The sequence below is a fragment of the Desulfopila aestuarii DSM 18488 genome, from assembly GCF_900143695.1.
GTDB classification, from domain to species: Bacteria; Desulfobacterota; Desulfobulbia; order Desulfobulbales; family Desulfocapsaceae; genus Desulfopila; species Desulfopila aestuarii.
In genome coordinates this window covers 1-20090 of record NZ_FRFE01000006.1, presented here as the reverse complement: position 1 = coordinate 20090, position 20090 = coordinate 1, and the positions used below count along the sequence as shown (strand labels likewise).

The 20090-nt window shown below is 48.1% G+C and carries 22 protein-coding genes and 1 pseudogene; 7 read left to right on the top strand and 16 right to left on the bottom strand.

Annotated features, from left to right (window positions below; genetic code table 11):
• Nucleotides 1-67: 67 nt before the first annotated feature.
• From BUF15_RS27675 to BUF15_RS07720, 3 genes are read left to right on the top strand one after another with little or no spacing between them, the layout of a single operon-like run.
• Entirely contained in the window at nt 68-535 is a 468-nt protein-coding gene (locus BUF15_RS27675; protein WP_407642604.1) for a hydrogenase iron-sulfur subunit, read from the top strand.
• Nucleotides 536-584: 49 nt separating this feature from the next.
• Entirely contained in the window at nt 585-1247 is a 663-nt protein-coding gene (locus BUF15_RS07725; protein ID WP_073612901.1) for a methylenetetrahydrofolate reductase C-terminal domain-containing protein, read from the top strand.
• A 2-nt stretch (nt 1248-1249) separates the two neighbouring features.
• A complete protein-coding gene (locus BUF15_RS07720) occupies nt 1250-2182 on the top strand; it encodes a methylenetetrahydrofolate reductase (protein ID WP_073612900.1) in 933 nt (310 codons plus the stop codon).
• 106 nt (nt 2183-2288) lie between these two features.
• Here BUF15_RS07720 and BUF15_RS07715 read toward each other — a convergent pair whose 3' ends face one another.
• The gene (locus tag BUF15_RS07715; RefSeq protein WP_073612899.1) at nt 2289-2537 is read right to left on the bottom strand and encodes a DUF8180 domain-containing protein; all 249 of its coding nucleotides are present in this window, start codon (nt 2535-2537) and stop codon (nt 2289-2291) included.
• A 75-nt stretch (nt 2538-2612) separates the two neighbouring features.
• A complete protein-coding gene (locus tag BUF15_RS07710; RefSeq protein ID WP_073612898.1) occupies nt 2613-2807 on the bottom strand; it encodes a CooT family nickel-binding protein in 195 nt (64 codons plus the stop codon).
• A gap of 532 nt (nt 2808-3339) precedes the next feature.
• On the opposite strand from BUF15_RS07710, the gene BUF15_RS07705 reads away from it, so the two are divergent.
• Both BUF15_RS07705 and folD read left to right on the top strand, forming a co-directional pair.
• Entirely contained in the window at nt 3340-5115 is a 1776-nt protein-coding gene (locus BUF15_RS07705) for a formate--tetrahydrofolate ligase (RefSeq protein ID WP_073612897.1), read from the top strand.
• A gap of 128 nt (nt 5116-5243) precedes the next feature.
• The gene (gene folD, locus BUF15_RS07700; RefSeq protein WP_073612896.1) at nt 5244-6137 is read left to right on the top strand and encodes a bifunctional methylenetetrahydrofolate dehydrogenase/methenyltetrahydrofolate cyclohydrolase FolD; all 894 of its coding nucleotides are present in this window, start codon (nt 5244-5246) and stop codon (nt 6135-6137) included.
• A 125-nt stretch (nt 6138-6262) separates the two neighbouring features.
• Here the strand turns inward: folD and BUF15_RS28050 are convergent, their stop codons facing one another.
• The 13 genes and pseudogenes from BUF15_RS28050 to BUF15_RS28315 all read right to left on the bottom strand — a co-directional run bounded on the left by BUF15_RS28050 (nt 6263) and on the right by BUF15_RS28315 (nt 18513).
• Entirely contained in the window at nt 6263-6565 is a 303-nt protein-coding gene (locus tag BUF15_RS28050; RefSeq protein ID WP_268753172.1) for a rhodanese-like domain-containing protein, read from the bottom strand.
• 81 nt (nt 6566-6646) lie between these two features.
• Nucleotides 6647-6907, bottom strand: a pseudogene (locus tag BUF15_RS28045) (rhodanese-like domain-containing protein); the annotation flags it as partial.
• A gap of 123 nt (nt 6908-7030) precedes the next feature.
• Nucleotides 7031-7621, bottom strand: a complete 591-nt coding sequence (locus BUF15_RS26555) for a rhodanese-like domain-containing protein (RefSeq protein WP_084553710.1) — start codon at nt 7619-7621, stop codon at nt 7031-7033.
• A gap of 301 nt (nt 7622-7922) precedes the next feature.
• Complete coding sequence (locus tag BUF15_RS07690) at nt 7923-9065, bottom strand: response regulator (protein WP_073612895.1); 1143 nt, start codon at nt 9063-9065, stop codon at nt 7923-7925.
• A gap of 105 nt (nt 9066-9170) precedes the next feature.
• The gene (locus BUF15_RS07685; protein WP_073612894.1) at nt 9171-10514 is read right to left on the bottom strand and encodes a cache domain-containing protein; all 1344 of its coding nucleotides are present in this window, start codon (nt 10512-10514) and stop codon (nt 9171-9173) included.
• Between the two features lie 311 nt (nt 10515-10825).
• Nucleotides 10826-11764, bottom strand: a complete 939-nt coding sequence (locus tag BUF15_RS07680; RefSeq protein WP_073612893.1) for a cation diffusion facilitator family transporter — start codon at nt 11762-11764, stop codon at nt 10826-10828.
• A 97-nt stretch (nt 11765-11861) separates the two neighbouring features.
• Nucleotides 11862-12599, bottom strand: coding sequence for a LutC/YkgG family protein (locus BUF15_RS07675; protein WP_073612892.1), 738 nt, complete (start codon nt 12597-12599; stop codon nt 11862-11864).
• Nucleotides 12596-14044, bottom strand: a complete 1449-nt coding sequence (locus tag BUF15_RS07670; RefSeq protein WP_073612891.1) for a LutB/LldF family L-lactate oxidation iron-sulfur protein — start codon at nt 14042-14044, stop codon at nt 12596-12598. The genes BUF15_RS07675 and BUF15_RS07670 overlap by 4 nt, the downstream gene beginning before the upstream one ends.
• Nucleotides 14041-14784, bottom strand: a complete 744-nt coding sequence (locus BUF15_RS07665; RefSeq protein WP_073612890.1) for a (Fe-S)-binding protein — start codon at nt 14782-14784, stop codon at nt 14041-14043. The genes BUF15_RS07670 and BUF15_RS07665 overlap by 4 nt, the downstream gene beginning before the upstream one ends.
• A 234-nt stretch (nt 14785-15018) precedes the next feature.
• Nucleotides 15019-17154: a 5-histidylcysteine sulfoxide synthase gene (gene ovoA / locus BUF15_RS07660; protein WP_073612889.1), complete on the bottom strand. Its 2136-nt coding sequence runs from the start codon at nt 17152-17154 to the stop codon at nt 15019-15021.
• A 117-nt stretch (nt 17155-17271) separates the two neighbouring features.
• On the bottom strand, nt 17272-17778 hold the full coding sequence (locus BUF15_RS07655) for a signal peptidase II (protein ID WP_073612888.1): 507 nt from the start codon (nt 17776-17778) through the stop codon (nt 17272-17274).
• A gap of 34 nt (nt 17779-17812) precedes the next feature.
• On the bottom strand, nt 17813-17974 hold the full coding sequence (locus BUF15_RS27040) for a hypothetical protein (protein ID WP_159441248.1): 162 nt from the start codon (nt 17972-17974) through the stop codon (nt 17813-17815).
• Between the two features lie 149 nt (nt 17975-18123).
• A complete protein-coding gene (locus tag BUF15_RS28315) occupies nt 18124-18513 on the bottom strand; it encodes a YkgJ family cysteine cluster protein (protein WP_073612887.1) in 390 nt (129 codons plus the stop codon).
• Between the two features lie 96 nt (nt 18514-18609).
• Between BUF15_RS28315 and BUF15_RS07645 the strand changes: the two genes are divergently transcribed.
• Nucleotides 18610-19470, top strand: coding sequence for an alpha/beta hydrolase (locus BUF15_RS07645; RefSeq protein ID WP_084553706.1), 861 nt, complete (start codon nt 18610-18612; stop codon nt 19468-19470).
• 21 nt (nt 19471-19491) lie between these two features.
• On the opposite strand, the gene hgcB is transcribed toward BUF15_RS07645, so the two are convergent.
• On the bottom strand, nt 19492-19785 hold the full coding sequence (gene hgcB, locus BUF15_RS07640; RefSeq protein ID WP_073612885.1) for a mercury methylation ferredoxin HgcB: 294 nt from the start codon (nt 19783-19785) through the stop codon (nt 19492-19494).
• A 117-nt stretch (nt 19786-19902) separates the two neighbouring features.
• On the opposite strand from hgcB, the gene tnpA reads away from it, so the two are divergent.
• The coding region (gene tnpA, locus BUF15_RS07635) for an IS200/IS605 family transposase (protein ID WP_143170660.1) at nt 19903-20090 on the top strand (188 nt) is incomplete at its 3' end.

The window sequence follows — 20090 nt, the reverse complement described above, 5'->3', positions numbered from 1 at the left end:
AGAAGGTATGGCACCTGGTGAGGAAAAAGTTACAGAACGGGTGAGCCCCGAGACTAAATCCCAGGATATACCCGCCGACTGGCAGGCAAATATTATCGCATTTGCCTGCCATTATTGTGCATTCGCCGCTGCCGATCTGGCAGGGGTTATGCGGCTTTCATATCCCTATAATGTTAAGGTGGTTCGGCTGCCATGTACCGGCAAGCTTGACCATTCCTATGTGCTGCGAGCCTTTGAACGCGGAGTTGATGGCGTGTTCGTTGCCGGCTGACTTGAGGGTCAATGTCATTTCCTGGAAGGAAATCTCAACGCGAAAAAAAGAGTACAACGGCTGCATGGTCTACTTGAGTCTGTGGGGATCGATTCACAGCGACTGCATTTTTTCAATCTCTCGGCAGCGATGGGGCCACGATGGGCCGAGATCTGTACAGAGTTTACCCAAAAAGTTCAGGAACTCGGGCCGTCGCCCATCTGGCTTGCTTTGAAGAAAAAAGGCGGCAAAAGCGTCACGAAAACAGAAGAGCAGCCAGCCTAATAAATTAGTTTGATTGAGAACTCGGTATTGATCAAGGAGTCGAAATACTATGATAGTAGGTGAACAGAAGCCATTGGAAGAAATATGGGAGATGGTCAAACAGCACAAAAACGTCACGGTTTTTGGCTGTAATACCTGCGTGGCTGTCTGCCATCAGGGGGGCAACAAAGAAGCTGAGATTCTTGCCTCGCTGCTTAGGATGAAGGCCACTCAGGAAGGGGTCGAAATCGAATTTGTCGACAGCGGTATTGAGCGGCAATGTGAACATGAGTTTTTTGAGAAGACCCAGGATCTTGTTGTTAAATCCGAAGCAGTACTCAGTCTTGCCTGCGGGATTGGGGTACAGTTCATGGCTACCAAATACTCTTCAATTCCTATCTACCCCGCGTTGAACACCACCTTTCTTGGCGACGTTATAAAAGCTGGTCATTTCACTGAGAAATGCCAAGCTTGTGGCGACTGTGTGCTGGGGCTCACCGCTGGCGTCTGTCCGGTGAGCCGTTGTGCCAAAAGGGTGTTGAACGGCCCGTGTGGCGGTTCAACCAGTGGCAAGTGTGAAATTTCCAAGGATGTTGACTGTGCATGGCAGCTTATTATCGATCGGCTTGACGCCATCGGCAAACTTGAAAACTATGAAAAGCTGAGCAGCATCAAGGACTGGTCGAAAGACAGGTCAGGCGGGCCGAGATCTTTTATACTGGAGGGCTTTTAATCGTGGAATTGAAAACGGAAAGCAAGCTGGAGAAAGTCTTCAAAAGCGGTCAGATAGCTGTTACCAGTGAGTGTGGGCCGCCACGTTCGAGTGACCCCGCCCACATTATAGAGAAAGGTCATCTTATCAAGAATCATGTTGATGCTATCAACATCACAGATAACCAGACATCTGTTACTCGTATTTGCAGTCTGGCTGCTTGTGTACACCTGAAGAATGAAGGCCTCGAGCCGGTTCTGCAGATGGTTACCCGTGACCGAAACAGAATTGCCCTGCAGAGCGACCTGCTCGGTGCCGCCTCGTTTGGCATTAATAATGTGCTCTGTCTTTCCGGCGATCACCAGAGTTTTGGCGATCATCGTCAGGCCCAGAATGTATTTGATCTTGATTCCATGCAGTTGATCCAGACTGTTCGCCATATGCGTGACGAGGGGAAATTCCTAAGTGGTGACGAGATCAAGGTGCCGCCCAAATTCTTTGTTGGCGCTGCCGCCAATCCTTTTGGCGATCCCTTCAAGATCAGGGTGCCGCGACTTGCCAAAAAGGTTGCCGCCGGGGCGGAATTCATCCAGACCCAGTGCATCTACAATATGGACCGTTTTGAGAAGTGGATGGAGGGGGTACGTGAACGCGGCCTGGACGAGCAGGTTTATATAATGGCCGGCATAACACCCATGCGTTCTGTTGGTATGGCAAAGTATATGAAGCGCGCCGTACCGGGAATGGATGTTCCAGACGAGTTGATCGAAAGATTGCAAGGGGTTGAGAAGAAGCAACAGGCTCAGGAAGGCATTGACATTGCAGTGGAGCAGATCCAGCGTTTAAAGGAAGTGAAAGGCGTGGCCGGTTTTCACATCATGGCTATTGAGTGGGAAGAAAAGGTTCCGGAGATTGTTGAACGGGCAGGTCTCTATCCGCGGCCAACTTTCGATTAACGAGGGAGAAGGGGAGCCGGGTACTTTGTGCATCACAGAGTACCCGGTGTTGTGTAGAAACGAAATCAATGGTGTGTGCTGCAATATTCCTGTTGATTGCGTCTCATCAATGGTGATGATGGTGATGATGGTGGTCGTGGCTATGTTCTGCAGGGCCACCAGCTTTGTTCAGGGCATTTTGCAGGGCTTCATTAGCCTTGAACATGTCGCTGATTGCTTCGGCGATATGAGTGGCGACTGCTGATTCACCATCATTGTCGGCAATCTGGCGCCAGCGCTCAAATTCCTCGGCATGGCTTTTGTTGTGATCTATCCAGTGCTGGAGTAGTACCCGTAGTTTTTCTTTGTTTTCCATGAATTCCTCTGAAAGTACGTGATTTGCGGACGGGAAGTTCCACGAGCGTCTATTGTCCGGTCCGAATGAGAAGAGTTACGATCGTTGTTCTAGAAACACTTTGCCAGCCAGAAAATCTATATTGCGTATAAGGGCGTTTGGAATTTCTTTCGAGCCTTCAAAAAGAGAGGAGATCGCCACCGAACTATCATGGACCACAAGCTTGGTTACATTTTGCATAATGAGTTCTTCGACGCCATCCTGTTCCATCACGACTCGTATTTCGCACATATCTTGCCTCGTTACGGGATTGGTGGTTTGTGACTTATTGACTTTATTGTCAACTTCAGAAAACAAGTTTTACCGCATCGGCCAATGAGGCGTCAACGACCATTTGGCCGAAAGAAGTATTTAGCCTTCACATAGAAAAGATCGATACTGTCATTGCTCAACTGTTCGAAGCCTGACAAACTTGGCCTCGTGGATTCTTTCTGCGATATAACAGAAAGGTGAAGCTTGTGTGCAACTTGTGCAGCAGTGCACATTTGATGGTATAAATGTATCGTAAAGCTATCGCTATTGTTCTGAAAAATACAGGAAATAACGTAGGATTAAGAGCTTTTGACGTAACTGGAAAGATTGCTTAAATCAAAAAAACATATCCCATAGGTTTTCTGTCAAAACAACTTGCAAGAGTGTGATAATTTAGAGTAGGTTAGCTTGGATATTGGAGGAAAATAAGGCCGCTAGCATTTCAACCGGGTGACAGGGTATTGCCCATACCGTGTTGCCTGCCACCTTCACCTGAATCAAAGGAATCGTTATGGCATTAGATCCGACCAAACACAAGGACTGGGAAATCGCCGAAGAGGCGGAAACACGAATGTTAACGATTTACCAGGTTGCAGAAAAACTGGGACTGACAAAAGAAGAACTTCTGCCCCAGGGTCACTACATTGGTAAAATTGATTTTCAGGCAGTTCTTAAACGTCTGAAAGACAAACCAAACGGAAAGTACATTGACGTTACAGCCATTACCCCGACACCTCTGGGTGAAGGAAAGTCCACATCTTCCATGGGTCTTGTCCAGGGATTAGGTAAACGTGGCAAAAATGTTTGTGCAGCCATCCGTCAGCCTTCCGGCGGCCCGACTATGAACATCAAAGGCTCTGCCGCTGGTGGTGGTCTTGCTCAGTGTATTCCTCTGACTCCGTTCTCGCTTGGTTTTACCGGTGACATCAATGCCATCATGAATGCCCATAACCTGGCAATGGTTGCATTGACTTCTCGCCTCCAGCACGAAAGAAACTACGATGATGAGCAGCTTGAGCGTCTTTCCGGTATGAAACGTATCGATATCGATCCTACCAGGGTTGAGATGGGTTTCATTATCGATTTCTGCTGCCAGGCTCTTAGGAACATCATCATCGGTATTGATGGTGTGAATGGCAAATCTGACGGTTTCATGATGAAATCGAAGTTTGGTATTGCCGTATCTTCCGAGGTTATGGCAATCCTTTCAGTTTCTCGTGATCTGAAAGATATGCGTGAGCGGATGGGCAAGATCGTTGTTGCCTACACCAAAAAAGGCAAGCCGGTTACAACAGAAGATCTTGAAGTTGCTGGTGCCATGACCGCCTGGATGGTAGATGCCCTTAATCCAAGCCTTATGCAGACTCTCGAAGGTCAGCCGGTTATCGTTCATGCCGGTCCTTTTGCCAATATCGCTATTGGCCAGAGCTCCATCATCGCCGACCGCGTTGGACTGAAGCTTGCTGATTATCACGTCACCGAGTCAGGTTTTGGTGCAGACATCGGCTTTGAGAAATTCTGGAATATCAAGTGTCGCTACAGCGGCCTTATCCCTGATTGCGCAGTTGTTGTTGCCACCATTCGTGCCCTTAAGTGCCACGGTGGAGCCCCTGTACCTGTTCCTGGTAAGCCGATGCCGGTTGAATACAGTACAGAGAATGTTGAATGGGTAGCCAAGGGTTGTGCTAACTTGATCCATCACATTAACACTGTTCGTAAAGCTGGAATCAGCCCGGTAGTCTGTATCAACGCATTCTACACTGACACAGATGCTGAAATCGCAAAAGTACGTGAGCTTGCAGAAGCTGCAGGAGCAAAAGTTGCTCTTTCTCGTCACTGGGAGCATGGTGGCGAGGGTGCTTTGGAGTTTGCTGATGCGGTTATCGAAGCTTGCGAAGAAAAAACCGAATTCAAGCTTCTCTATGAACTTGATGAACCAATCAAAGATCGTATCGAGAAGATTGCCAAGGAAGTATATGGCGCTGACGGCGTTGATTATTCTGCTGCAGCCAATACCGCCATCGAAAGAATTCAGAAAGACCCTGAGCTCTCGAAACTGGCACTCTGTATGGTCAAAACCCATCTGTCGCTTTCCGACAATCCTACACTGAAAGGTGTTCCGAAGGGATGGCGTCTCTCCATCCGTGAGGTACTTACCTATGGTGGTGCTGGATTCATCGTTCCTGTTGCAGGTGCTATCAGCCTGATGCCTGGCACCAGCTCCAACCCGGCCTTCAAACGTGTTGATGTCGACGTTGAGACCGGTAAGGTTAAAGGCGTTTTCTAAGAGCCCTATAGCCAAACGGCCCGTCCTGATTACAGGGCGGGTCGTTTTTGTTTATGGGGATTGCGCAGATTGAAGAAGTGCGAATATACTTGCGCCCAAACGAGTGCAGTTGAAAAGGAGATGTGTCAATGACAGCAGAAATCATCAGCGGTACCCAGATACGTAAGGCAATACTGGCAGAGTTGACGGAAGAGGTGAAGCAGATCAAGGAGAAGTATGGCAAGCCTCCTGGGCTGGTCACCATTCTCGTCGGTGCCAACCCGGCTTCCATCAGCTATGTTACCCTCAAAGTGCAGACTGCTGAGAGCCTTGGTTTCCATGAGATTCAGGACAACCAGCCGGATGATATTTCCGAGGCTGATCTCCTCGCCCTGATCGAAAAATACAACACTGATCCTGATATCCACGGTATTCTCGTTCAGCTGCCGCTGCCCAAGCATATCGACGATAAGAAGGTGTTGAATGCCATTAATCCTGACAAGGATGTTGACGGTTTCCATCCGGTCAACGTTGGTCGGTTGATGATTGGCGGCGATGAAGTTCTCTTCCCACCGTGTACCCCGGCAGGTATCCAGGAGATGATCGTACGTTCCGGTACCGAAACTTCGGGTGCAGAAGTTGTAGTTGTCGGTCGCTCCAATATTGTTGGCAAGCCCATCGCCATTATGATGGCCCAGAAGGGTGTTGGCGCCAACTCTACTGTAACGATCGTCCATACCCGCACGAAGGATCTGGCTTCTCACTGTAAGCGCGCTGACATTCTGATCGTGGCTGCTGGTGTCCCCAACCTGGTGAAACCGGAATGGATTAAGCCAGGCTCAACTGTTATTGATGTCGGTGTAAACCGCGTTGGCATGAACGAGGCAACCGGCAAGGCAATTCTCCGTGGCGACGTCGATTACGAGAAAGCTGCCGAGATAGCCGGTAAGATTACACCGGTTCCTGGTGGAGTTGGTCCGATGACCATCGCCATGTTGATGAAGAACACTGTTCGTTCAGCCAAGATACATCTGGCCAGGTAGTAAACGAACGAACCACGCAGCAAACAAAAAGGCCGCTACCGGATTATCCGGTTGCGGCCTTTTTGTGTTTGAATTGTATAGGTGGGCACCGTATGGCAGATGGCTAACGATGCGCCAAATCCGGGTTAATTCTCGCTGATTGTGTACTTGCCGTCAGCAAAGTCAGTTTTTGCATTCAGGAATTTGGCGTTATATCCTTTTTCCTTGAGTGCGATATAGGCCATTTCTGCGCGGATACCGGTTGAACAGTAGGTGATGATCGATTTGTCTTTTGGTATCTCGCCGACTCTTTCAGCAATTTCATCTGTGGGGATGTTCATGGCTCCAGCGATTGTTCCAGTCTCTGCTTCTTCTTCTGTACGTACGTCAACAATGATGGTGTTATCTGCTTTTTGAGCAAGGATTGTTTTGAAATCCTCAGCACTCATTGCTCCTGGAATCGGCTTAGGAACATAAACGATATCTGTAGCTGCTGGACCTGCAATGGTAGCAAATCCTGCTTTTTGCCAGCCTTTTACACCACCCTGCAATATGGAAGCGTTCTTGTAACCCCAACCTCGAACAGTAGTGAATGCTTCAAGAGCTGCTTTGTCGTCTGCGGCAACAATGACCACCGGTGCGGTTTTCTTGCTGGGGAATTTCTCCTGCATAGACGCAAGCTTCTCAGCGGAAATAGCCGTCGCGCCATCGATATGGGCAGTTTTCACGTCTGAATCGGGGCGAATGTCCACGACCACAACGGAGTTTTTAAAAGCCGACATCTCTTTGACATATTTCGCCGAAGAAAAAAGCGGTTTTTTATTCTTTTTCCATTCAGGAAGGCCATCAAGGAAAACCTTGACGTTGGTGTAACCAAGTTTTTCCGCCCGCCGGGCGGAAGAGGGACTAAGGCGTCAGGTAGGCCCTCCGCAATAAAATACTAGGAGTTGGTCTTTATTCTGAGGCAATTTGGCGAGGTTCTCGTCAAACTGGGCGTCATAAATTGAGATTGCGCCGGGGATGTGGCCTTCCAGAAAGAGTTTACCGGGCCGGGCGTCGACAATAGTAAATTTGCCTGCATCCGGTCCCTTTTCAACTAACGGGGCGAGGGTATCGATCTTGATAAGTTGTTTCGGGTCAAGCTTGGTGGGCGGTTTGACGTTCACTGCCTTGGCAAAGAGCTGCCCATCTTCTTCAATGAACTTGACACTTACTTCATGCTCGATGTCGATTTTGTCCAGGGATTCTGCGCCTTGAAGTGCCGTTTCGTCATCAAAACCCACGAGCCAGGTTGCGTTTCCAGTGCTGACACTCAGAGTTTCAGCCTTCATCGAAACACTGCTCAGTTTCCCGCGGATTGTGTCGGCGGGATCGCCTTTGTGACACTGCATACAGGGTTTCAATACCTTCGGTTTTTCTCCTTCTGCCATGGCTGCAACAGGCAGGAGCAGGCAGGCTGTGGTCAGGGAACACAGCGCTGTCTTCAATAACTTCTTTTTGATCATGGTCTTCTCCTTCTGCAATCTGAAAACAATACCCGCCTTGAACTGTTCTCAAGGAAAGTGACAACCAGGAACCATCCTATGGTTTTCAAGGGGTTCCGAAGTTTCTTCCGCGGACAACAGCCACAACGTGGTACGTGGCCTTTGTCCATAGATACTATTACCTTGCAGTATACCCCGACGTGATAATTAAGCAATATGGAATATAACTAAATACAGGAATAGGCGACCGGTCAACATGATGTTTGACAAGGATTAACAAGGTTTTACATCATTTCTAAAGCAGGCGGGAAAGATGGAAATTCTATAGAGACCCTTTTGGATTCTGCTGATTTTTTCTCAGTAGTAGTTCTACCTTCTGGAAAAGAACCTGTTTGGTGATCGGTTTCATGATAAAGTCGGAGATTCCTGCCTGAAGCGCCTTTTCACCCGATACAACTGAGCTGAATCCGGTACAGAGCAGAATAGGAATATCGGATCGAATGGCAAGAACGGCCTTGGCGAGTTCAAATCCTGTCATGGCCGGCATGGTCTGGTCGGTGATAAGCAGATCAAATGTTTCGGGATTCTGTTTGAATATTTTCAAAGCTTCGCGGCTGTCGCTAATTGCTGTGGTTATATAACCGTTACGCTTGAGCATGGTCGAGGTAAACATGGCTATAGCTTCTTCATCGTCAACAATGAGAATGTGTTCTTTGTTGCCGGATGGGATTGATTCTGGTTTCGGTTCTGTAGTGGCCTCCATATTGATCAGCGGGAAATAGATTCGAAAGGTGGTTCCCTGTCCAATAACTGTTTGTACATCAATTGCACCACCGTGACTGGTGACAATGCCGTGTACTACCGCCAGGCCCATGCCTGTTCCTTTACCAGTTGGTTTAGTGGTGAAAAACGGTTCATAGATCCGGCGAAGATGAAGGGGATCTATGCCCTTGCCGGTATCGCTGACAATGATGCACGCATATTCACCAGGGGGGATTTCTACGGGTTTATCCTGATCCCTTTCAGAAAATTGCCGTTTATCCAAAGAAACAGAAAGGGTACCTCCATTCATTTCCATGGCGTGGGCTGCATTTGTGCAGATATTTATGATGACCTGGTGTATCTGGGTGGCATCGGCAAGTATTATCCCAGTCTTATGATTGAGGGTGATTTCGAAATTGATAGTGGAAGGTAGAGAGGCGCGCAGCAGCTGGATTGCTTCGGTCATGACATGTCCGATGATGACAGCCGATTTCTGATGTTCCTGTTTACGACTGAATATCAGCAGGTGTTGAACAAGATCCTTGGCGCGGAGTGAAGCCTTTATAATCTGTTGCTGTTCCGCGTACACCGTACTGTCAGGAGGGAGGCTGTCGAGAACTATCTGGCTAAAACCAAGGATTGCTGAAAGTATATTGTTGAAATCATGCGCAATGCCTCCTGCAAGAGTGCCGATCGCCTCCATTTTTTGCGATTGTCTAAGATTTTCTTCGAGCTTTTTCTGTTGGGTGATGTCTGTGATAACCGAAATAAACCCCGTGAGCTTTCCCTCAGCGTCGCGGTCATATTGTCAATCTACCTCTACATCGATGATATTTCCTTTGTCAGTTAACGTTTGAGTGAAAAAAGGTGTTGGGGGAGGCTGTTTTTCAATGAGATGGTTGAGATAACTCTGGAGTGCACGTTTTTTCTCTTCGTTGATGGCATTGTCCCAAATAGTTCGTCCGATGGCTGCACCATTTTCACATTCGAAAATTCTGTCATATGCACTGTTGGTAAAAGTGATACGACCATGCAGATTTGATTCTTGAATGCCATTGGGAATAACCTCTATCAGGTTACGATATTGTCGCTCACTACTGAGGATATTCTGTTCACGCATCTTTATTGTTTCCGTCATGGAGGTGAAATTTTCTCGTAACTGTTGAAATTCACGATATCCATCTGAGGCACTCGAAAGTGTGTAATTGCCATCCGTCACTCGTTGGACATCTTGTATTAAGGAGTGGAGTGGGCGTAGAGTAAATTTCGTTGCGATAATTGCGACGAATAGAGCTACCAGTGCAGTGAGCAGTATACCGATGACGAGAGTAACGTTCATGCGGGTGACAGAGATAAACGCATCGTTCTGGTGCCGAAGGTAAATAAGTTGCCAGCCAGTGAGTGGCACCGGAACTACACTTGTGAGCATTTCAGTGTCTTGTAGCACTACTGAAAATGTTCCCGTGGTACTTTTCAGGCCTTGCCAGGCCGATGCAATGTTTTGAAGGTTGGTTCTCTGCTGAACAGGTTCAGGAATGAGGTCATCTATTACGGTTCCCTTATCATCAGTGATGAGGGTCAATTGATGCTCATTACTCATTCTGCCAACAATGGTGGATATGGTCGCAAGGTTGAGATAGCCGACAGCTATCCCTTCGTTGGATGGAATCGAAATCGTTAGTGACGGAGCACCTGATATCGTAGATATGAAGGTTTGAGACCAGTGGGGCCCATTGTTCCGGTCAGACGAGATAAAGATGGGTTGACGGGACATGTCAGCACCAATAGATGCTTCATCAGAAGGCGATACAAAGACAACTTTCCCATTATTGTCCAGATACTGAATCATCTCAAAGAATGGATGATCGCTGATCACTGAATCGAGGTAAGGTGAAATAGTCTCTGGTGAAAAGCGGGCGTTTGTTGAAAGCACAGCCTGAACCTGGCGCATCAGAAAGAGTGGTTCTTGTAGAAACGTTTCTATTTCGCTCACGAGAGAAGTTGCGAGTAAATGATTCTTGGTAGTGATCTCTTTGGAAAGATTGTGTGTGAGGAGCTGTTGGCAGGTAATACCAAGAACAAGCAGCGGCACAACACCGATGAGGATGTAATTACGTAAAAGTGCTGTGTAGAGACTGGCATTGTTTTTCACTGTATCTGCTCCATACGAACGAAATGTAGGGTCGCCAATATACCCGATGAAGCTTGGGATCGGTCGGTGAAACGTGCGATAGGTTATTGAGATTGAATCGCACACGATCCCTGATGTTTCCGGGAATATTGAGGAGCGTTACATGAATAGAGAACGTTAAACTCACATTCAAGTATATGGGTGAAAGCCTGACTTGTCTATTGAGTCTGGCAGCAGGTGGAGAATTTTTGCAGGAGGTGAGGAATCGATAAAGATGATAGCGGCAGAATGTGAGAAAAGGTTATCTGGGGTATCCTGTAAGAGAGGATGCCTTATTTGTTTCCGATGACAGAATGGATAATCTGTGCTTCACATGAATTTGGGTTTTCCGGGCAATCATGCCGGTGGCAGGGCTCGACATGGATAGTGATGTCGGCGTTGTTCAGTTCGGCTTCAATCTGATCTTCGAGGAGTTCTGTTATTCTGTGGGATTCATCGACGGTAAGATTTTTGCACACAGTCAGATGAAAATCGATAATCTTTCGAGAACCTGATTTTCTCGTTCGCAAGTTGTGGCAGCTCAGCATATCGCCACCATGGATCTCTATTGCCTTCTCAATCTTTTTACGAAGGTCTTCCGGGAGTTGTGTGTCAAGAACGTCATACATCGCGTGACGGGCCAATTTGATCGCTTCGTATAGAATATAACCGCCAACAAATAGGGACAGTAGAGGGTCGAGCCAAGGGAGATGAAAAAAATGGATAACCAAAAGACCAGCTGCAAGCGCGATGTTGGTATAAACATCCATGGCAAAATGGAGAGAATCGGCCCTGAGCGCTGCAGAGTCTGTTTCTTTGGCGACTTTTACCAGATACCGGCTGATCAGCCAGGAGGCGATCACCGAAACTATCAGAACAATCATCCCGCTGCCTAATTTGCTCGGAGTGCTGCCGCTGATAAGACGGCGAACAGATTCTATCAGAATCCAGACACCTGATCCGCCAATCACAAGAGCCTGAATGAGCGCAGCCATGGTTTCAAATTTTCCGTGTCCATAGGCATGGTCGTCATCAGCTGGCTGCTCAGCATGGCGAATCGCCAGGAAATTGACACCGGACATGAGGATATCCAGCATGGAGTCAATGGCCGAAGAAAGAACAGCCATGGAACCGGTGAGAAGGCCGACAATGAATTTCATCAAGGAAAGACTGACAGCGGTGCTGATGGACAACTTCGCGGCAAAGAGCTTTTTTGAGGACGGGTTTTTCATGTACGTTCAATGAGAAGTAATAGCCGATAATCGGAAATATTTTACATGTTCTCTATGGCGATAAAAAACGATGGAAACAAAAACCGGTATTAGCGTGCTATTCAACAATCAGGACATGCATTTCTCTGGGACCATGGGCACCATGAACCATATGAGCCTCGATATCGCCAGTTTTCGATGGCCCGGAAATAAAAGTGAACGAGCTGTTTATTCCGTTGTGTTGAAGCATTGCATAGGCCTCGGCGAGATTGGCCAGTAATCGGTTTTTTCGCAAAATGCCGATATGGATGGATGGCACAAGAGAGGTGGAGCGAGGCCTTGAGGGGGCAGTTACCTGGACAAGAGTAGCTGATTCGGCGATGCCCCAATCTGCAACCGTAATTCCAATAAATGATGCTCTGGTCTTTTCAGCGATTTCCGTATCTTCGGTAAAGGTGGTATGAACGGTGATCGGGTCATTAGCCAATCGTTTCCAAAGCTGTAACTCATGAGTGTCGGGATGTGCATGTTGGATGATATGTTTTTCAATATCAAATTCGGGTTCGGCAGAACGGGCAAACTGGGTGATCCACTCGCCTGCTTCGTAGAGGTTACGAACCCGATGAACACCCAGGTTCAACGGAGTGCAATTTTCTTTAAATGAGGCGATAAGATTCACAAAGTCGAGATCGTTCCGCTGTTGTATCCGCTCAACACTTTGGAGACAGTCTGTTTTTTGAAAGATGTGAAGGAAATCCTTCTTTTGCCGAACTTCTTTTGCACCTGGTACAAGGGATTCACGAACCGTATGAAGGAATTTTGCCTCGTTTGAATGAGCGGTAGTCGAGTCTATCATGATTTCTCCTCCATCTTTCGTGATGAATGGTGTTTGCGCCAGCGTTCTGTAAATGTTTCTGTGGCAAGAGGTTTCAGATCACGATCCCTGGTCCACTTGCCGGCCGGGCCTGGCATAGAGGAGATCATTCCGTTTTCGGCTATACGCCCTTTTTGCAGAAACCGACCAACTTTAAGCAGCATATTATAGGCTTTGCGACTGCTTATTGCTTTACGCCAACCTTTGAACCCGGCTGCCTCTATCCTGTTGTATGGTTTTACCTGCCAATATTTATCGCCATAGGCCAGCTTATGGCGCAGTGCACTCAGCATGCGGGGCAAATCGTTTTCCACCGGACAGACATCTTTGCAGGCACCACAGAGTGTTTCTCCCTTACACAGATCCGCGTGATCATTGATCCCGTTGAGTAGCGGGGTGACCACCGCACCGATGGGGCCACAGTAATGGGAATTATAGGCATGTCCGCCGATGCGGCCGTAGACAGGGCAGATGTTGAGGCAGGCGCCGCAGCGAATGCAGGCGAGAACTTCACGAAATTCAGGATCTGCAAGGATTTTCGAACGACCATTGTCAATTACGATAAGGTGAAACTCTTCCGGGCCGTCAGGATCGCCCTCGTGACGGGGGCCACCGACGAAGCTGACATAGGTGGACAGTTTCTGTACGGTCGCACCGGTGATCAATAACTGTAACAACTCACGATGCTCATCAAAGGTGGCGGCAATCCGTTCCATGCCCATCAACGCGACATGCACTCGGGGCATGGTTGTGGACATCCTGATGTTGCCTTCGTTGGAGACCAGAGAAATCTGACCGGTTTCGGCACAGGCAATGTTGCAACCAGTGATACCCATATCCGCACTGAGAAGTTTTTCGCGCAGTGATTTCCTGGCCATGCGGGTGAGTGTCGGCGGGTCATCGGAGTATTCGTGACCGAGCTTGTCGGTGAAAAGTTTGCCGATCTGGAAGCGGTCCATATGGATGCAGGGAGCGATGATATGCGATGGTGCATCCTCGGCAAGTTGGATGATATATTCGCCGAGGTCTGTTTCAACGACCTCTATGCCGGCGTTTTGAAGGGCTGGGTCAATGCCTATTTCAGCTGAGGTCATCGATTTGCCCTTTACCACCTTATTGACCTTGTTACGCTCAGCAACCTGCAAGGTATAACGGACGGCGTCTTCTGCGGTTGCGGCAAAATAGACATGTCCTCCATGTTCGCGAATCTTTTCTGCAAGCTCAGCAAGGACAATATCAAGGTGTTCAAGGGTCTGCATGCGGCGTGCTTTCGCACGCGGACGCAAATCGCTATCGGTCATGGTCTGCCAATGACGCATAGCCTTTTTGCCGAAACCGTTTTGGATTTTTTTCAGACTTTTTTGCAGGGTCGCATTGGCGAGTCCGGCTTTGGCCCCATCTGTATAGGATATAGTTGATGGTTTCATTCTGCGACTCCTGTTCCTGCAAGAATTTCTGCAATATGCATAACCCTGACATTTTCTTTTCTTCTGGAAAGTCTGCCTTGAATGTTCATGAGGCAACTGATGTCGCAACCGGTAACCACTTCGGCACCGCTGGAAAGGATATTCTCAATCTTTTCATCAACCATAGCGGTGGAAATTTCAGGATAATTAATAGCAAAAGTGCCTCCAAAGCCACAACAGGTATCGCTGTCGACCATCTCGATGAATTCAAGTCCTGCTGTGTTCTGTAAAAGAAGACGTGGCTGCTTGGCAATACCAAGTCCACGACTCAGATGGCAGGAATCATGATAGGTGACACTATGAGGAAAAGTGGCATGCATCGTTTCAAGGCCCAGGCAGTCAACCAGATACTCGGTGAGCTCAAATGTTTTGCGACCGATAGCATGCGCCCTTTTCTGCATTTCAGGGTCATTGGCAAAGAGGGCCGGGTAGTGGTGGCGCACCATGTGGACACAGGAGCCTGAAGGACAGACGACGACCTCAGAAGGCTCGAAAAGTTCAATGAAGCGCCTGGCCGCTGCTGCAGCTTCATTGCGATAACCAGAGTTAAATGCAGGCTGGCCGCAGCAGGTCTGGCCTTCCGGGTAATCGACCGGGATTCCAAGCCGGTCAAAGATGGTGATCATTCCATCTCCGACCTCAGGGTACATCGAGTCGACAAGGCATTGAATAAAAAGGGAAACCGTTTGGTTAGTATTCATGAAGTACGTATTCCGTTATGAAAGCAGAAAAAATGTGTGTTGATTGAGCAAGGTGCGTCCTGACACACCTGTTTCCACAATATCCTTAAAAGGTCAATAGATTATCGAAACAATTCACCATAGACAAAAGCCAGCGAGAGGTGGCCTCGTCTTCTTCTGAAATACTCTGGCACCCCCTATAATGCCTGTATCGATGTGTTGATGGGATGGTGGCAACAAAATTTACAAACGCGTTTATATCCTTTTTTCCCAGATTGTGAGTTGGCTGAGTGAATGCTGGAATTTGCGCCGTGTCTCGCGGATGACAAATTCAACATCCCGTGGTTCCGCTATTCGTTTGAAGTGCGGTTGTAAAATTTCTGTCAGACCCTCAAGGGTGCTAAAGGGTTCGCCGTCTTTTCGAAAACCGCCAATCCATTTATCTTTTTTGGTAAAGGATTCAAGCCAGGTGTATGGGGAGGCCAGAACCAAAAGGCCTCCAGGATTAAGTCGTTCGTGGATGGTGCTCAAAAATCTAGCGGGATTGACCATTCGGTCGATGAGGTTGCCAGCGAATACAAGATCATACCCGGTGAAGACATCCTTAAGGTTGGCGGCATCGGCCTGATGAAAGGCAACTTTGCCGCGAAATTGGTCAAGGCCGTATTCTGCAAGACTGTGCTCGTGATAGCTGACAATATCACCTTCCTCACAGAGTTCGTAACGTATATAGCCTTTTTCCTGCAGTTGAAACGCAATCTTGATAAATCTGGCGGAAAAGTCGAGGCCGTGTACCGTATCGAACTCTTTGGCCAGTTCAAACGATGCACGACCCACAGAACAGCCAAGTTCCAACGCTTTCGTCTTAGGTCGACCTGCCATGTGTTCAAGACATATCCTGGCGCATTGAACTGGAAATGATTCGACTCCGAAATGGTCTGGACCGAAATGGAGATCGCAATACTGTGAAACGGCCTGATCAGTCTCATACATAGCCTGTGGTTCGGCAAGTGGTTGCGAGGATTCAACATAGCGAAAACCTGCATGTTGGAAGAAATGGCGTCGGAAAGCATATCGGCTGTCACGGGTTGCTTCGTTGCCAGTAGAAATCCATGAACCGCCTTTTATCAGATTATGCTGGGTATCGAAGGTGGGAGTGGAAAAATCATCGTAAAAAGGATGAACCTCAAATCCTTCAAAACCTGAGATCGGTGTTTCCGTCCACTGCCAGACGTTGCCGATGATATCGTAAAAATTACCAAACCGAAATTGGTCTATCGGGCAGGATGAAGCCCAGTGTTCAAGATTGATATTGCCGGGTGCTGTTTGCCACCAGGGTTGATCGGGGATATCATGGATATCACGTAAACGATACCACTCATCTTCAGACGGCAATCGAATAGGAAGATCGGTTTTGGCTGCTTTCCAGTTACAAAAGGCTTTTGCTTCGAGATAATTCACTTCCACCGGCCAGTTCCAGGGCATATCGATAATTTTTGCCATGGTGCGGAACTGATAGCTTCCATTGTTATTAATCCAGAAGAGTGGATGTTCACTTTTTGAATATGTGACCCAATTCCAACCTTCGGCTGTCCACCATTGACTGTTGTGATAGCCTTCGTCTCTCACAAATTCGAGGAACTCACGGTTGGATACCAGATACTGTGCGGCCTTGAAATCTAGAATAGTGGCGGTGTGAGTGCCGAATTCGTTATCCCAGCCATAAAGGGGATGTGTCTTCTCTTTGCCGAGAGACACTTGCCCCCCTTTCACTGGTAATAGGCTGTTTGGCGGAGGTTCGCCGCTGTCAGGACAAATGGGCCAGAGAGGTAGCTCCTGAACTTCGTGAATGGGCAGTCGGCGGATGATAACCGAAGATGTTTCCAAATGAATTCGCTGGTGTTCGATACCCATCATGATAGCCCAGAATGGGCTGTCCCAGGTGATTGGCAGGGTTAGTGGCAAGCTGCGTATGAGACTATCGACTTCTTCCCGAACCTGCTGCCGATAGGCTCTGACTTCGCTTACAGTTGGCCAGTCGTAATGGGCATCGTTGAGGTCATCCCAGCTCATTTCATCCACCCCAATGGCGAACATTGATTCGAACCGGTGGTTAATGCGGTGGTCGATCAGTTTGGCGATAGAAAGTTTGTTGATATAAAAGGCAGCGGTGTGGCCGAGATAAAAAATTAACGGGTGCCGAAGCGGTTCCGGTCGCAGGTAGAACGCTTCATCGCGGATGAGTGTGTCGTAGAGCTGCTCATCAATGGAATAGGTGGCGTGGAAGTAGCGGAGGATTTCTTCTCTTTTTGATTCCGGAGTTCCTGCATTGAGAATTGTGGTGCGCGTTCTGCGAAGCTCTATCGTATCCTTGAAATCTAACGGATTCATGCCATACCTCGTTGGGGGAAGTGTGGAAGTTACTTGCAGGGAAATTAAGACGATCGAAATACAATGAAAACAATATCACATGCTTTCAGGAAAGCAAGGGCGACCGCCAATGGTGAATCAGCAGCGTGATGATGGTCTGGCCAAAGGATTGTGAAGATTGGCGAGTGAGCAACCAAGATAAAAAGATCCTGCGAGAATATAGAGATCTCCAAGATTGAAGACACCGGTGCGAAAGGTGCCAATACCGATGACCATAAAGTCGATTACGCCGCCGCTATTGTGGAGACGGTCAATGAGATTGCCAACTCCTCCGGCCAGTACAAAGAAACCGGCGACTGACTGGGCCAAAGCGATCTTTTGCTGGCGAATAAGGATGCAGGCGAAAATGATGAGGACAATTGCTACGCCTATTGTCAGTAATGGCAGGCGAACGGAGTTTGGTAGGAAGCTTAAATATCCAAGAAAACCAGAAAAATTTTCTATATAACGAAACTCAAGGCAACCCCAAAGAGTCAGGATAGGGTCGTTGCCGGCAAGATAATAATGCGCCAGTGCTTTGGTGAGTTGGTCCGCTGCCGTGCCTAAGAAGAGTATAATACAGAACAGGCGTAAGCGGCGGATCATCTGGCGATTGGAAGGGGGCGCAAAATGGGCATTTCTATTTGTCGTTTTTTTCTATTTCGCGGACAACGACATTGGAACCGTTCGGCGCACTTACGCAACGGCTCTTATAGAGGAGTTCGATTTCGAGAAGGTTTGCATCCAGGTTGTCGAGTTCCTGTTCAGTGAGTTCATCGTTTGTTTTGGGTTCCTGGGTCATAAGGCGGCCTCATGCAGTAGTGGGAGGAAGCTGTTCAGATAACGTTACAGCGACAACCTAAGGTGTTTGGGGCCTTGTTGCAACCGCTTTTTTGGCGTTGCAGGTTGAAGTGTACCTGAACAGATATAAAGAGCGTTTCACTGGTTACGTCAGGACTTCTTGGGGGTATAGGCACAAAAACCTGAGCGTGGTCCAATCTTAGGATGATTTCTGCAGGTGTCTGGACGTTTCTCATATATTGTGCACTGACGACTAGAGCGGTCAAGATAGAGACAGTCACCGTTTGCTAAACGGGTCAGGGTGAACATTTTTGTCTTTTGCGAAAAATGTTCGACAGCACCTTGTTTTCCGAGGCGCTTCGCAATGGATTTCATGTTGTCCTGAAGCTCGAATTCGTCCATCAACTCCATGCGAATTAAGTCGGTCGGGCTTACTTCGACAGGAAGACTGCAGCAGCTGGCATGGCAATCTCGGCAAAGCTTAGTGCTGAATTTCTTCCAGGTGGCTGGCTCGTCTATTCGTGAATGGTGTGGTATCATCTGAAAAACCTCTGTGCTCGTTCTGATCAATCTATGTCTCGAAAAAAAAATCGAGGAAGATAGCACAAAAATTGCTCAAATGCCACTGACAAAAAAATGCTAAAACAAGAACCTGATACGACAGCAACGATAGATGGTACTACATCCACAAATTCTGAGTGGAGCAGGTGGTTTTATGCAGAAAACGATATCGTTCTCGGAGTTGTGCTGCTGGTTCATGGTTTGAATCAACGGCCTTCAAGCTGGCAGGAGATGATTCTCTATCTGAACCGCAAGGGTCTTCATGTGTATCGTTTGGCGTTGAAAGGGCATCGAGGGCTCGACATGCATGACATGGAGACTGTGCATGCCGGAGTCTGGGAAGAAGAATTGCGGGAGGCGGTGAATGAACTCAAACGTTCATATCCTGATACGCCAAGATACCTCATGGGGTTTTCCATGGGTGCATTGCTGGCACTGACGGTTCAGTTGAAAGATAAAAAGCAATATTTCGACCGTCAGGTGCTGTTTGCTCCAGCGGTTGCCGTTCAACATTATACACGGCTCGTGCTGCCAATTTGCCAGATGTTACCTTCTCTTCCTTCGCGATCTCCGAGAAGCTACGTGGCCAACAGCGAAGGTACTACGGCAGAAGCGTACCGGGCACTCTTTCAATTGGAGCATGATTTTCGCAGATGCGAGAGTCTTCAAATTCTCAACATCCCGACCCTAGTCCTCATGCGCTCTGATGATGAATTGATCAGTTACAAAAGACTTCTGCAACTGATAAGGAACGAGGCGCTCGATAACTGGCGGATGGTGCATTTGACCGACGACAGTTCATTTATCAGTCGTTGGATGACTTATCGCCATTTGATTGTGGACAGGGAATCTGCCGGTGAAATGATCTGGAGCCAAATTCTCAGAGAGCTTGATACCTTTTTTGCCACAACAAATAATTGTGATATGCGGAATTGAGCAGGTGTGAGGAGATTCGGGCTAGCAGCAAGCTGACGAGCTTTTCCTGCCTGTTATCCGTTGCAGCCAGCTATGAATAAGAAGGGTAGCACAGCCGCAGCCTTCATCGGGATTGACAAAGATAGCCGCCACCGGGCAGTTCAGGCTGCAGGCGCCACACTCCATACAACCACCTCGATCGTCTATTTTAGCTTTGTGATCCTGCATGGTGAAAACCCGATGGGGACAGACGGTAACACAATTGCCGCAACCGGTGCAGAGGTTTTCATCGAGTCGTAGCTGAATTGTTTCTTCGAGATAGCGAAAATCTTTCATAATTTCCTTTAGGTAAACCCCCGGCTTTGCCGGGGGACTACAAAAGTTTGACGGTTCCTGCAAAATGAAGAAGCCTCCGCTCTCGTGGACCGCTCAAAGTCACGAGAAGGAGGCTTCATGAACAACACACAATGTTTAAGCCACTCGAAGTGGGAATGCAAGTACCACGTCGTGTGGATACCGAAGTGTCGAAAGAAAACGCTTTATGGGCAGCTGAGAAAACACCTTGGTGAGGTGTTGCATGATTTGGCTCGGCAGAAGGAGAGCAAAGTGCTGGAAGGGCATCTGCAGCCGGACCACATTCA

Coding starts and splice junctions, on each gene's coding strand:
- BUF15_RS07715 (WP_073612899.1), bottom strand. CDS start 2,537: ATGGAAAACAAAGAAAAACTACGGGTACTACTCCAGCACTGGATAGAT.
- BUF15_RS07710 (WP_073612898.1), bottom strand. CDS start 2,807: ATGTGCGAAATACGAGTCGTGATGGAACAGGATGGCGTCGAAGAACTC.
- BUF15_RS07725 (WP_073612901.1), top strand. CDS start 585: ATGATAGTAGGTGAACAGAAGCCATTGGAAGAAATATGGGAGATGGTC.
- BUF15_RS07670 (WP_073612891.1), bottom strand. CDS start 14,044: ATGAAACCATCAACTATATCCTATACAGATGGGGCCAAAGCCGGACTC.
- BUF15_RS26555 (WP_084553710.1), bottom strand. CDS start 7,621: ATGATCAAAAAGAAGTTATTGAAGACAGCGCTGTGTTCCCTGACCACA.
- BUF15_RS07680 (WP_073612893.1), bottom strand. CDS start 11,764: ATGAAAAACCCGTCCTCAAAAAAGCTCTTTGCCGCGAAGTTGTCCATC.
- hgcB (WP_073612885.1), bottom strand. CDS start 19,785: ATGAAAGATTTTCGCTATCTCGAAGAAACAATTCAGCTACGACTCGAT.
- folD (WP_073612896.1), top strand. CDS start 5,244: ATGACAGCAGAAATCATCAGCGGTACCCAGATACGTAAGGCAATACTG.
- BUF15_RS28050 (WP_268753172.1), bottom strand. CDS start 6,565: ATGAGTGCTGAGGATTTCAAAACAATCCTTGCTCAAAAAGCAGATAAC.
- BUF15_RS07705 (WP_073612897.1), top strand. CDS start 3,340: ATGGCATTAGATCCGACCAAACACAAGGACTGGGAAATCGCCGAAGAG.
- BUF15_RS07690 (WP_073612895.1), bottom strand. CDS start 9,065: ATGGAGGCGATCGGCACTCTTGCAGGAGGCATTGCGCATGATTTCAAC.
- BUF15_RS07665 (WP_073612890.1), bottom strand. CDS start 14,784: ATGAATACTAACCAAACGGTTTCCCTTTTTATTCAATGCCTTGTCGAC.
- BUF15_RS28315 (WP_073612887.1), bottom strand. CDS start 18,513: ATGATACCACACCATTCACGAATAGACGAGCCAGCCACCTGGAAGAAA.
- BUF15_RS07645 (WP_084553706.1), top strand. CDS start 18,610: ATGCTAAAACAAGAACCTGATACGACAGCAACGATAGATGGTACTACA.
- BUF15_RS07675 (WP_073612892.1), bottom strand. CDS start 12,599: ATGATAGACTCGACTACCGCTCATTCAAACGAGGCAAAATTCCTTCAT.
- BUF15_RS27040 (WP_159441248.1), bottom strand. CDS start 17,974: ATGACCCAGGAACCCAAAACAAACGATGAACTCACTGAACAGGAACTC.
- ovoA (WP_073612889.1), bottom strand. CDS start 17,154: ATGAATCCGTTAGATTTCAAGGATACGATAGAGCTTCGCAGAACGCGC.
- BUF15_RS07655 (WP_073612888.1), bottom strand. CDS start 17,778: ATGATCCGCCGCTTACGCCTGTTCTGTATTATACTCTTCTTAGGCACG.